General features: G+C 60.7%; 12 protein-coding genes. 3 read left to right on the plus strand and 9 right to left on the minus strand.

From position 1 onward, the window contains the following. Positions 1-12 precede the first annotated feature (12 nt). Positions 13-762 (minus strand): methyltransferase, encoded by a 750-nt coding sequence (locus IAI51_RS10990; RefSeq protein WP_187678509.1) that lies wholly within the window; start codon positions 760-762, stop codon positions 13-15. Further along, complete coding sequence (locus tag IAI51_RS10995; protein WP_187678510.1) at positions 762-1,064, minus strand: MazG-like family protein; 303 nt, start codon at positions 1,062-1,064, stop codon at positions 762-764. The genes IAI51_RS10990 and IAI51_RS10995 overlap by 1 nt, the downstream gene beginning before the upstream one ends. A gap of 134 nt (positions 1,065-1,198) precedes the next feature. Between IAI51_RS10995 and IAI51_RS11000 the strand changes: the two genes are divergently transcribed. Then, complete coding sequence (locus IAI51_RS11000; protein WP_126359744.1) at positions 1,199-1,492, plus strand: hypothetical protein; 294 nt, start codon at positions 1,199-1,201, stop codon at positions 1,490-1,492. Positions 1,493-1,707: 215 nt separating this feature from the next. After that, positions 1,708-3,057, plus strand: a complete 1,350-nt coding sequence (locus tag IAI51_RS11005; protein ID WP_187678511.1) for an MATE family efflux transporter — start codon at positions 1,708-1,710, stop codon at positions 3,055-3,057. Here IAI51_RS11005 and IAI51_RS11010 read toward each other — a convergent pair. From IAI51_RS11010 to IAI51_RS11040, 7 genes are all read right to left on the minus strand, one after another. After that, complete coding sequence (locus IAI51_RS11010; protein ID WP_187678512.1) at positions 3,051-3,926, minus strand: alpha/beta hydrolase; 876 nt, start codon at positions 3,924-3,926, stop codon at positions 3,051-3,053. The two genes, IAI51_RS11005 and IAI51_RS11010, sit on opposite strands and share 7 nt — an antisense overlap. A 17-nt stretch (positions 3,927-3,943) precedes the next feature. Continuing rightward, on the minus strand, positions 3,944-4,732 hold the full coding sequence (locus IAI51_RS11015; protein WP_187678513.1) for a DUF4123 domain-containing protein: 789 nt from the start codon (positions 4,730-4,732) through the stop codon (positions 3,944-3,946). Beyond that, a complete protein-coding gene (locus tag IAI51_RS11020; protein WP_187678514.1) occupies positions 4,729-6,078 on the minus strand; it encodes a type VI secretion system Vgr family protein in 1,350 nt (449 codons plus the stop codon). Before IAI51_RS11020 ends, IAI51_RS11015 begins: the two co-directional genes overlap by 4 nt. Before the next feature lie 233 nt (positions 6,079-6,311). Further along, positions 6,312-8,225 carry an arginine decarboxylase gene (gene speA, locus IAI51_RS11025; RefSeq protein WP_093430253.1) on the minus strand — a complete coding sequence of 638 codons (1,914 nt, stop codon included), beginning with the start codon at positions 8,223-8,225 and terminating at the stop codon, positions 6,312-6,314. 220 nt (positions 8,226-8,445) lie between these two features. Next, entirely contained in the window at positions 8,446-8,817 is a 372-nt protein-coding gene (locus tag IAI51_RS11030) for a translation initiation factor Sui1 (RefSeq protein ID WP_007914613.1), read from the minus strand. Between the two features lie 187 nt (positions 8,818-9,004). After that, entirely contained in the window at positions 9,005-9,562 is a 558-nt protein-coding gene (locus tag IAI51_RS11035) for an NUDIX hydrolase (protein ID WP_187678515.1), read from the minus strand. Positions 9,563-9,565: 3 nt separating this feature from the next. Beyond that, complete coding sequence (locus tag IAI51_RS11040) at positions 9,566-10,633, minus strand: DUF2333 family protein (protein ID WP_187678516.1); 1,068 nt, start codon at positions 10,631-10,633, stop codon at positions 9,566-9,568. Between the two features lie 435 nt (positions 10,634-11,068). Between IAI51_RS11040 and gcbA the strand changes: the two genes are divergently transcribed. After that, positions 11,069-12,739, plus strand: coding sequence for a diguanylate cyclase GcbA (gene gcbA, locus IAI51_RS11045; protein WP_187678517.1), 1,671 nt, complete (start codon positions 11,069-11,071; stop codon positions 12,737-12,739). Positions 12,740-12,843: the final 104 nt, after the last annotated feature.

A 12,843-nucleotide genomic window follows, 5' to 3' on the forward strand; every position in this document is an offset into this window, starting at 1 on the left:
TTTGCGCTCCGATCAGATCGGCCGGCAGATCCAGTGCAGGTAGCGCCCAAGCCCGGCGAAGCTTGGGTGACGACGGTGGGCGAGTTCCATCTCGAGCAAATCCACGAGTTCGGCGCGGGCCTGGAATTCCACCGGCATGTAGTCGTGGAAAACCCGCACCCCGCTTTGGCTTTCGACCTGCCACAAGCCTTCGAGTTGCGTTGCCAATTCCCGTGGGTCGAGGGGCTGCTGCGGGGTCAGGCTCTGCTTCTCGCCGGCCATGACGTTCTTGCGCATTTTCTTGAAATGGCCCTTGAGCAGATTGCGGTAGATCAGCGCGTCGCGGTTGTAGAACGCCAGCGACAGCCAGCCACCGGGTTTGGTCAATTGATGCAGCACCGGCAGGATTGCGTGGGGTTCGGCCAGCCATTCCAGCACAGCGTGGCAGATCACCAGATCGTAGGGTTCGGTGAGTTGCCCGAGCAGTTCCTGCCACGGCGCCTGAATAAACGTCGCCGTCTGCCCCGCTTCGGCGAACCGCTGGCGGGCGCCTTCGAGCATCGGCTCGGCCGGCTCGGTAAAGGTCACGTCGTGCCCGCGCTCGGCCAGCCACAACGACATGTGGCCCAGACCGCCACCGATGTCGAGCACCCGCAACGGACGATCCGGCAGCGCCTCGGCGAGGTCAGCCTGCAATACCGCGAGGCGAATCGCGCCTTTGGCACCGCCGTAGATTTTTTCGGCGAAACGGGTCGCCAACTGATCGAAATGCCGGTCGCTCATCAGCCGAACCGCCGTTCGCTGTCGGCGAGCTTGCTGCGCACCACTTCATTCATGTCCAACCCCAATTCGCTGCACAGCAGCAACAGATACAGGACGATATCGCCGACTTCCTGCCCGGCGTGGGCGAGTTTGTCCGCCGGCAACTGGCGCGACTGGTCTTCCGTCAGCCACTGGAAAATCTCCACCAGTTCAGACATCTCGACGCTGGCGGCCATGGCGAGGTTTTTCGGGCTGTGAAATTGCCGCCAGTCATTGCGGTCGCGAATGGCATGCAGGCGTTCGGTCAGTTCAACAAGGTTCATCGGGCTCTCCTGAAGTCGTATAGCTTCGGGGGGTTGCCGGTTGAAGGCAAGGGCCAAAGAAAGCTCTATGCTTGCAGGGAACTCGGCCACCTGCGTTGTGGCCCAAGGCTCAGCTCTTTCATCAGGATGCACACATGCAGGTAGAAAGCTTTTTCGAATGGCTCGGCCAGGCACTCGGTTCGGTCATCCGCTTTATCGTCGATGGCCTCAGTGGCTTGTTCAACATGCTGAGCAATGCCGGGGGCAACTTTGTCGATGGGTTGGCCAAGACGTTGGGAATGGATACGTCGATCATCAGCATCATTGCGCTGATCGTCGGGTTGATGCTGCTGTGGTCGGCGATTCGCGCATTCATGAATGCGTCGATCATTGCCGGGATTATCTGGTTGCTGCTGGGGTTGTGGCTTTTGAGCTGGATTATTCACTGACCTCACATAAAACCCCTCACCCCAGCCCTCTCCCAAGGGGAGAGGGGGCCGACCGAGTTGTTCTTCAGCTATACGCCGACCTGAAACTTCAGGGTTGAGCAGCATGAAGATCGGCTCCCTCTCCCTCGGGAGAGAGTTGGGGTGAGGGGCTGGTTATCCGAGCAAAGCAAATCCCCAACGAACCGCTACAATCCCCGCTCCCCCAAGGAGCCCGCATGTCCAACCTGATTGCCGACTGGCGCGACCGCCCGACTCACCGCAAGGTCTGGGTGCTTGCCGCGCCGATGATCCTCTCCAATATTTCCGTGCCGCTGGTAGCGCTGGTCGACAGCACCGTCATCGGCCACTTGCCCCACGCCCATCAATTGGGCGCCGTGGCGGTTGGCGCCAGTCTGTACACCTTTCTCGCCTGGGCCATGGGTTTTCTGCGCATGGGCACCACCGGTTTCGCCGCGCAAGCGGCCGGGCGCAGCGATGGCGCGGCGTTGCGGCAGATTCTCTTGCAAGGGCTGCTGCTGGCAATGGGGCTGGCGCTGGTTCTCGGCACCCTGGGCGTGCCGCTAAGCGGCGTTGCGCTGCACTTTATGCAGCCGTCGGCGGAACTCGATCAGCTCACTCGCGACTTCTTCCACACCCGACTGTTCGGGCTGCCTGCCGCACTGGCCAGTTATGCGCTGGTCGGCTGGTTTCTCGGCACCCAGAACGCCCGGGCGCCGCTGGCGATTCTGCTGACCACCAACCTGATCAACATTGCGCTGAATCTGTGGTTCGTCATCGGTCTGGACTGGGGCGTGGTCGGCTCGGCCCGGGCCTCGGTGATTGCCGAATGGAGCGGCGCCCTGCTCGGTCTGCTGCTGACCCGCAAAGCGTTGCGCGCCTATCCCGGGCACATCGCCTGGGCTGCGCTGAAAGTGTGGCAGAGCTGGCGCCCGCTGCTGGCGGTCAACCGCGACATTTTCATCCGCAGTCTGGCCCTGCAATCGGTGTTTTTCCTGATCACCGTGCAAGGCGCGCGACTCGGTGATGCGACGGTCGCCGCCAACGCGCTGTTGCTCAACGGCTTGCTGCTGACGGCGCACGCGCTGGACGGTCTGGCTCACGCGGTCGAAGCCCTGTGCGGACATGCCATCGGCGCCCGTGATCGCCTGGCCTTGCGCCGCTCGCTGGTGGTGTCCGGTGGCTGGTCGCTGATCGCCAGCCTTGGCTTTGCCCTGCTGTTTTTACTGGCCGGGCATTTGTTCATCGAGATGCAGACCAACATCCAGAGCGTGCGCGACACCGCGTTCGTCTACCTGCCTTACCTCGCCGTGCTGCCATTGATTGCGGTCTGGAGCTACCTGCTCGACGGCCTGTTCATCGGCGCCACCCGCGCCCGGGAAATGCGCAATGGCATGCTGCTGACGGTGGTTCTGCTGGTGCCATTCGCCTGGGCATTGCAAGGTCTGGGCAATCACGGCCTGTGGATTACGTTCCTGCTGTTCATGGTGCTGCGCAGCCTGACGCTCGGCGCACAGGCCCTGTGGCTCAAGCGTAATGACGGCTGGTTTAACGGCGCGGCTCACTGAGCCGGCGTGTGCTCGATAAAGCCGACCACTTGATCGAGCACCGGCGCCAGCCGCCGCAGTGGCCGTGACAATGTCGCCACCAGCGTGATGTGATTGGGTCGCGAGTAATACAAGTCCTGCACCGGCACACCCGCCTCGCGCAGTTTATGGGCGAGACCGCCGGTGTTTCGCGTCGGGTTGACCAGATTATCCTTGCTCGCAGCAATCAGCAGCGCTGGCGGCGCGCCGCGATTGACATGGTTGATCGGCTGCGATTGCGGCGGTGAGTGCGGCCAGAAAAACACCGGGCGCACATCAGGATTCACGATTGGCAGAAAATCGTACGGCCCGGCCAGACCGATCCAGCCACTGATGTCCTTGGGCGACATCCCCACCGCTGCGAGCAAGTCGCCATCCAGCGCCAGCATCGCCGCGTTGTAGCCACCGGAGCTGTGCCCCATCAGATACAAGCGCTGCGGATTACCGGAAAACTCGCGAATGTGCGCACGGGTCCACGCCACCGCCCGCGCGTTGTCTTCAAGAAACAGTGGATAACGCACCTGCGGATACAACCGATAATCCGCCACGACCGCGACAATTCCCCGGGACGCCAGCGCCTCGCCAACAAAAGCGTAATCCTCGCGCGCGCCGCTGTTCCAGCTGCCACCGTAGAAAAACACCACGACCGGCGCATCGGCCAATGCATGACGCGGCACGTAGACATCGAGCTTCTGCCGAGGATCGTCACCGTAGGCAATGCCCGTGGTTTTTTCGAACGTGCTATCCGGGGTCAGCGCATTGAGCAGTTTTACCGGCGAACACGCGCTGAGCAGCAACAGCACTACAGCGCCGATCATTGCGCCGAACCCTTGCCGGAAAAAACCTGCCATACGCGTGAACCTCACGATTAATCGCCACCCCATTGGCGACGCACATGGTCGAGCCGTTCCTGCTGGGTCAGCCCCACCGGCGGCGGCACCAGCACGGCACGCGGATGCAGCAAGCGTAGCCACAACCAGCCATCGAGCACACTGCGGTCGCTGAAGCCCAGCGCCAGACCCTGTTGAACATGGGAGGCCATCGTTGCGTAATCGGTTCCGAATGATTGGCACCAGCGCCAGATGTGCTGCTCCAACAGGCAAGTTTGCAGGCGTTCGCGCTGCCGTCGCGTAAGGCTTTCTTCGATGTTCAATGGTTCTACGGCAAGCCCGGGGTTGCGCAACTGCTGCCAGCCCTGACTGCCAATCGCACGATCGGCCCAGGTGCCGCCGAACCAGCGCAATTGGCGGATCGGGCCAAGCCAGCGACTCAATTCGCCAGCGTCACAGGCGTCGAAGAAATAGCTGGCGGTCTGGCGATTGTAATAACTGAGCAAGGCCCGGTGGTTCAATCCGAACGAGACTGTGAGCATGCGTTGCAAGTGGCTCAGCAGTTCAGGCGCCGGCGCCTCGCTGCCCAGCAGCAAGCCGCGCCAGGTATCCGGATCGCGTTGACACAACGACCCCAGCGCCTGGCTATCACGCAGGTCGATCAGCACCGGGCCATGCTCGCTGACCGGCTCGAACTCGGTACCGTCAAACAGCCAGAAGCGCCGCACGTCGGCGAAAGCCTGTCGCAGTAACGTCAAGGCCCGCGCTGCATCCGGGCCGTCGAGCAACAGCCATTGCGCCATCGGCTCCAGCGCCGCGCCGCTCATGTTGCGCCGCTCTGTTCAAGCGCGGTGAGTAACCGACAACTGCAGACGACCTCTGTGCAGTGGCTGAAACTGCCGCCTCCGGGCATCAGGCATAGCAACAAAAGCGGCTCGCCGGACGTCAGCAATTGCTGCAAGCCTTCACTGACCAATTTCTCCGGCAATGGTGGTGGCGGGTCATCGGTGATGTTCGGGGCGGCAACCGGTGGTTGCAGAACCCCGCTGATCATCGGCTGATCCGGATCGCCTTCAAAGAAGCTCACCACTACCTCGACGCCATCGCCCAGCGCCGCCAGCGGCGCATCAGCCAAGGCTGGCGCGAGCGGCAGCCAACAGTGACTCGGCGCCGCACCTTCACCCTGATAGAGCCAGTCGAACTGCACCGCCACCGGGCGGAAATGATCGGGCTGCGGTTCGTCGACCGCCACCACCCAGGCCCGTTGCAGACTGTGCATGCGCAGTCTCGACGGCTCGGCGGCCGACGCACACGCTGGCACCTGCTGCGCACCGAACAACCGGTTGGCATAAGGCAGATCAAGGGCCGGATCGGCGCTATGTTCCACCTTGGTCAGCAACCAATGGCGATTGCATTCGGCGAAGGGATGCCCGACCAGACGCAGCCATTGGCCGCTACGCAACGCCGCCAGGTCACTGCGTCCTTCGGCCTGTGGTGCCAGCGAGGTGCCTTCGGCCTGACACGTTTCCTGCAATTGCCAATGGTGTACCGAGGGGCCAGCAAAAGGATCGGCCGCCTCGCCCTGATACAACGCGGCGTCAGCCAACGGCAACTGCGCCGGATCATCGCCGAATACCAGGCAATGGCCGCCGCGCTGGTGCTCGAAGAAATAGTGAATCCGCGCCTGCGCGCACAAGCGTTGCAGCAGTTGCAGATCCGATTCACGGTATTGCGTGCAGAACGTGCGCGCCGGGTAGTCGCCACGCAACTCGAAGCGGCGCTGCGCGCCGACGATGCCGTGCTCCCTGAGCACTTGCTCAATGATCTGTGGCACCGAACGGCCACTGAAAATCCGTTGACTGATCCGCAGATCGAGGCAGCCAAGTTTCGGCCCCAGGCGGATCCGGCTCAGTCTGGAACCGTGCCCCTGCTCATGCTGGACGAGGCTCTGCAATTGACCGTGCACGCCCTCCCCCGACGGGCCGAAACACAGGAAAGCCGAACGGTAAAGCAGGCCGGCAAGGTCCAGTTGCGGATCGTCGATCAACACATCGATCTCGAACGCAAAGGGTTCGTTGAGGGCTTCGCTACCGGTAAAGGCCAGGACTTCGAAAGGGTCAGACAGGCCCGCTACATCGAGACGAAACGACGACTCGTTGACTGGATCGAACATAGGCGGATCTCTACAGGAGGGGCGGTCGGGGATTCTCGCCGAGAGCCATGGCCGAGTAGAGAGCTGAAGTACAACTTAGGAAATGACCTACGCGAAAAGCAGACCGGATGACTTTGCTGGCCAGGATAGCCAAGCATTTCGCGAAGATTTTGGGATGTATCCCACCGGGTCATCCGAATTTTCCACAGCCTGCGGGAAAATTTCAGACGACCCGGCGAGATCGCTACCTGGCCTCAGGAAGACAGGTAGGAGGAGCGGGTCAAGCCCAGACGCAAGGCATCGAGAAATTGCGTGCGCTCGCTGGCACTGATACGAGCACTGGCGCATTTGTCGCGATAGTGAGTCATCAGTTCTTCCGGCGACAAGTGCACGTAACGCAGCATGTCTTCGATGGTGTCGTGGGTTTCGATGCCGGCGTGGTACACGCTGCCATCGGCGTTCTGATAGATGTTCACCGAGTCGGTGTCACCGAACAGGTTGTGCATGTCGCCGAGGATTTCCTGATAGGCGCCGACCAGGAACACGCCCAGCAGGTAGTCTTCACCTTCGTTCAAACCGTGCACCGGCAGACTGGTCTCGATGCTCTGCTCGTCGACGTACTGGTTGATCTTGCCGTCGGAGTCGCAGGTCAGATCCTGCAGCACCGCGCGACGCAGCGGCTCTTCGTCGAGACGGTGCAGCGGGATGATCGGCAGCACCTGATCGATTGCCCAGGTGTCCGGCAGGCTCTGGAACACCGAGAAGTTGCAGATGTACTTGTCGGCCAGTTTGTCGTTGAGTTCGTCGAGCACTTGGCGATGCGAACGCTGACGTGCTTTGAGCGAGTTGTGCAGGCGACGGCAGACGGCGAAGTAGCACTGCTCGGCCAGGGCTTTTTCAGCCAGTGTCAGTTTGCCGTCGGCGTACTGTGCAGCCACGTCGCTCATGTAGTGGGTGGCGCGCCAGTAGGTCTCGGTGACCATTTCAATATCTGTAGGGCCGAGCAGGTCAACCAGCCACTGCACGGTTTCCGGCAGGTTTTCCTTGTTTTCGATCAGCGGGATTTCGTCGTTGTGTTTCTCGACGTCGGTCACCTGCACCACCAGCATGGCGTGGTGCGCGGTCAGCGAACGGCCGCTTTCGGAGAAGATGTGCGGATGCGGCAGGCTCTGCGCGTCGCAGAATTCCTTGAGCATGCCGACCACGACACCGGCGTAATCGTCCATGTCGTAGTTGATCGAACTGGCGTTGCGCGAGTGGGTGCCGTCGTAGTCAACGCCCAGACCGCCACCGACGTCGATGTGATCGACCGGCAGACCGAGATTACGCAGCTCGCCGTAGTAACGGATCGCTTCTTTGAAGCCGTGCTGATAGTCAGCCAGGTTGGCAATCTGCGAACCCATATGGAAGTGCAGCAGGCGAATGCCCTGATCCAGACCGGCCGCGCGGAAGCGCTCGACCACCGACAGCAACTGCGCCGCCGACAGACCGAACTTGGATTTCTCGCCACCGGTGTCCGCCCACTTCGACGACGCCAGCGACGACAGGCGCACGCGCAGGCCGACCTGTGGCTTGACCTTCAGCGAGGCAGCTTCTTCGATCACCAGACCGACTTCGGATTCTTTCTCGATCACGATGAACACGTTGTGGCCGAGCTTCTGGCCCATCAGCGCCAGACGGATGAACTCGCGGTCCTTGTAGCCGTTGCAGACGATGGTGCCGCCCTTCGGCGCCAGTGCCAGCACCGCCAGCAGCTCAGGCTTGGAGCCGGCTTCCAGACCGATGGAAACGTCCTGGGTGGCGATGATGTTCTCGATCACCGCTTCTTGCTGGTTAACCTTGATCGGGTAAAGCGCGGTGTACTTGCTCTGGTATTCCAGGCGCTCGATGTTCGAATCGAAGGCGCCGGTCAGCTGACGTACGCGGTCTTGCAGGATGTCGGGGAAACGAACCAGCAACGGCAAGGACAAACCGCTTTTGCGCAGTTGGTCGACTTGCTCGAACAGGTCGATAGGCGAGCTGCTCGGGCCGTTCGGACGAACTTCGACGCGACCGGCGTCATTGATCGCGAAATACCCGGCCCCCCAATGGCGAATCCCGTAAACACTGCGGCTGTCCGCAACTGTCCATTGGCTGCCATCGTCTTTGCGTGTGCGTCGTACGGACATCGAAGTCCCCTATAAAGAAGTCATAGTGCGTTACCTGAAATGCAGGCTGGCGCAGTCTAAAGAATGAAAATGACGGTTCGTCAGCGCGGCGGTAGACCGCGCTGACCGCGTGGAGTTTAGAAACCGGTCATGAACAGGCTCTGTGAAAACCATGGAGACGACGCCGGAACTGACAACCATCAGCACCGGATCAAGCCGCAGGTGGTTTTCACAGAGGCTGCTAGCCGCCGGACTTCTTCGCTTTGAAACCGTGCTTGATCAGTTCAGCCAAGAGTAGCTCGACATGATCGCCCTGGATTTCGATGATCCCGTCTTTCAAGGCTCCGCCGGTGCCGCAACGTTTCTTCAACGTTGTCGCCAGCTCCTTGAGTGCGTCTTCGGCCAGGGGCACGCCGGTGATGGTGGTCACCGTCTTGCCGCCACGGCCTTTGCTTTCGCGACGCACGCGGGCAATGCCGTCTCCGGCCGGGATCACGGTTTGTTTGCAGATACAGGCGTCAACCGGCTTACTGCATTCCGGGCAATGACGACCTGCGTCGGTGGAAAATACCAGACCGCCCAGGGCGGCGAAGGATGCGGCTTTTTTGGCCACCGGCAATCCTCTTGGGAGGACAAAGACTGATCGCGACCTTGGGCAAGGTCATCGACCGCGAAGCCCCACTCAGGCAGGGGCAGCGCTACTGCACCGATGCTTCAACAAACGCAGGCCGGTACAGCTTGAAAAGGTCGCGCAGTGTAACGGCAAAAAACCCAATTGCTAAGTGCCAATCGGCGCCAATTTATGTGTTCTTTGCGACGTCGTTTTGTTGAGCCTTGAGATAGCGCTGCAACGCTGCCAAAGAGTCCGGGCAATAAGGCTTTCGCTCGATTTCCTGCATGACTTGCTCGACCGGGATAAAGCGCGCTTCCAGCACTTCTTCCGGTTGCAGTTTCAGAGGCCCGTCCCACACGGCGGAAAACGCCGAGCACCACAGGCGGTTGCCGGTGTCCTCGAAGTAGAAATGGTCATGAGCGGTGAGTTCCACGCCACTGACGCCCAACTCTTCTTCCAGCTCACGGGCCGCCGATTCGGCGTAGGTTTCATCGGCCTGCACCATGCCGCCCGCTGCCACGTCCCAGTAACCGGGATAAATGGCTTTGCTCAAGGTGCGCCGATGCACACAAAGCTCACCAGCGGAATTGAACAACATGATGTAAGTGCCCCGCCCGATCAGCCCGCGTTCGCGCAAATCGGCACGCACCAAGGCGCCGAGCAGGTTGTCCTGCTCGTCGACCCAGGCGATCTGTTCGGCATCCGAGGCGGCGCGATGGGCCGCCTCTTTGGCGTTGTGGCTCATGAATCAACCCTGGTTGAGCAGTTGACGCAAGTCGATGACTGCCGCGTTGGCCCGGGAAATATAGTTGGCCATGACCAGCGAGTGGTTGGCCAGCACGCCGAAGCCGCTGCCGTTGAGAATCATCGGGCTCCAGACGGGCTCTTGCGAAGCCTCCAGTTCACGAATGATCTGACGCACGCTGACCGTAGCGTTCTTCTTCGCCAGTACGTCGGCGAAGTCGACTTCGATGGCACGCAGCAGATGCGACAGTGCCCAGGCCTGACCACGCGCTTCGTAGAACACGTTGTCGATCTGCATCCACGGGGTTTCGACGATTTCTTCATCAACCTGCGGTACTTCACCCACAGCCGGTGTTTCGGTTTTCAGCGCCGTATTGAGTTTGACTCGACCGACACTGGCCGACAGTCGCTGGGACAACGAACCCAGACGGGTGCCGACATCGCCCAGCCAGTTGTTCAGGTTGTCGGCGCGGGCATAGAACAGCGCGTTTTTCTGCGATGGATCAGACAGACGTGCCTGATAGCGGCTCAGGGAATTGATGCCTTCCTGATACTCCGACTCGCTGGACGGCAGGATCCAGCTCTTGTTGTCGAAGTTGAAGCGCGGTTCGGCCTTGGCCAGATCGGCGTCTTCGGCCGATTGCGATTGCGAACGGGCAAAGTCTTTGCGCAGGGCGCGGGTCAGGTCACGCACCTGCACCAGCACGCCGTATTCCCAGCTCGGCGTGTTGTCCATCCACAAGCCCGGCGGGAAGCGGTCGTTGGAAATGTAGCCGCCCGGCTTGTCGAGCAGGGTGCCGGCGACGGATTTCAGGGTTTCCACCGTGGTGTAGCCGATGACCATCTGCTTGCCTTCTTTCTCGGCAGCCACTTGTGCGTTCTGCGCCACGGGAAACAGCGCCGGTTCCTGGCTCCAGTACCAACCAAGACCGATGGTTACCAACAGGTAAATGCCGACCAGGGTGGCCAGCGCGCGGCTGAACAACAGCCCGCCAACATAGCTGCGGGTGGCCGACTTGGGCTCGGCGGCACGTTCAGGCGCGGCGCCCGCGCGGTTTTTCCAGTCCAGCATGGCGATATCCTTTCAATCACTTGGGTTCAACGATTCGACCACAACCATACAACAACGTGCCTTGGGCCGGCACCCGCCAGTAAAGATAAGCCGCAAATCGTGTGGACGCTTGACGCATCTGTCAGAACTAGGGGAATCCCTGATGTCGTCTCCTCTGACGCATCAGCGCAGAGTATTGAAAACAATCGAAAAGCATATTCACCACACTGATGTGAGCGGCGCTGCAAATCTTCCCGAATCTACCCGGCCTTGGCGGCAAGCCCCTGACTCTCGGGCACATGCCCGACGAACAGGTCAAAAACAAAACCACTCGGTCAGAAACTGAATAGTGACGCATTGCAGATTATTGACGTGTGACACTCGTCTAAGGGAAAAGAGGTGCTAGCATAGAGCCACCAGTCGACCTCAGCATGCAGCCTAACTAGTAGTCAGGATATGACCGAGCCAGAAGACCCCAGCCGTGAGCGTCTCAAGCACCACTTTGCCCAGCGGGTAATTCATCAGGCACGTCAGATTCTTGAGATATGGCAGCGCCTGCAACGCAGTGAATGGTCCACCGTCGACCTCGCCGAACTGAGCGAGGCCAACCTGCGTCTGTTGCGTTTTGCCGAGCGCTTCGAACAGCCTGAGCACACCCAGCTCGCGCGCCACATCGGCCAGTCGCTGGAAGCAGTGGACGCCAATCGCGGTCGCCTCAGTAGCGGCCTGATCACCGACCTCAATCGTTTGATGCAGCGCTTGTCGCGTACCGGCCTGCGCCATGGCGATCAGCTCGATCAGACTTTCCTGCCGCCGCTGCGCAAACCGATCTACGTGATGCTGCAGGATTACGACCGCGCCGAACGGCTGGCCAAACAACTGGAATTCTTCGGCTTGAGCGCGCAGGCGCTGGACAGCGTGGCGGCGTTTCGCTCATCGATGGTCGAGCGCTTGCCCGCCGCAATCGTCATGGACGTGGACTTCAGCGGCGCCGGCGTAGGCCTGAAGCTCGCCGCCGAAGCTCAGGTCGGTTTGGATGAGCCGCTGCCGCTGTTGTTCTTCAGCCTGCACGAAACCGACACGCCGACCCGTCTCGCCGCAGTGCGCGCCGGGGGCCAGGAATTCCTCACCGGCACCCTCGAAGCATCGAGCCTGCTGGAGAAGATCGAAGTCCTGACCTGCGTCGCCCAGTACGAACCTTATAAAGTGCTGATCATCGATGACTCCCGCGCCCAGGCCTTGCACACCGAGCGCCTGCTCAACAGCGCCGGGATCGTCACCCGTACCTTGATCGAACCGATTCAGGCGATGGCCGAACTGGCGGACTTCCAGCCGGACCTGATCATCCTCGACATGTACATGCCGGCCTGTACCGGCACCGAATTGGCCAAGGTGATCCGCCACAACGACCGCTACGTCAGCGTGCCGATCATTTACCTGTCGGCCGAGGACGATCTGGATAAACAGCTCGACGCCATGAGCGAAGGCGGCGACGACTTCCTCACCAAACCGATCAAGCCACGGCATCTGATTACCACCGTGCGCAACCGCGCCGCCCGTGCGCGCAACCTCAAGGCGCGGATGGTGCGCGACAGCCTCACCGGCTTGTACAACCACACGCACATCCTGCAATTGCTCGAAGACTGCTCGTTCCGTGCCCGTCGAGAAAACAAGCCGCTGAGCTTCGCGATGCTCGACATTGACCACTTCAAGCGGGTCAACGACAGCCACGGCCATCCGATGGGCGACCGAGTGATCAAAAGCCTGGCACTGTTTCTCAAACAGCGTCTGCGCAAGACCGATTTCATTGGCCGATACGGTGGCGAGGAGTTCGCCATCGTCATGCCCGACACTGATATCGAAGCCGCGCACAAAGTGCTCGATGAGATTCGCCAGCGTTTTGCCGAAATCCATTACCCGGCCCAGCCGCAAGACTTGTGGTGCACCTTTAGCGCCGGGGTTGTGGAGATGCGCGATGACTCCGATAGCCTGATGATGGCGAGCCAGGCCGACGAGGCGCTTTACCGTGCCAAGGGTGCCGGACGCAATCGGGTGCAGACCGCGCGGGACACAAAGCAAAGTGCCACTTTTTCATCGGAATCCACTGATTCGGTCATAACCCTGTAACAGAACCGCAATAAATTCAGACGCTTACCATTTCTGCCGTTGGTAGCCGTCATGCGCCTGAAGTTGCTCACCAATCTCAATACTCTGCTGCTGGTCGCCGTGTG

The organism is Pseudomonas sp. N40(2020) (genome assembly GCF_014472415.1).
Classification (GTDB): domain Bacteria; phylum Pseudomonadota; class Gammaproteobacteria; order Pseudomonadales; family Pseudomonadaceae; genus Aquipseudomonas.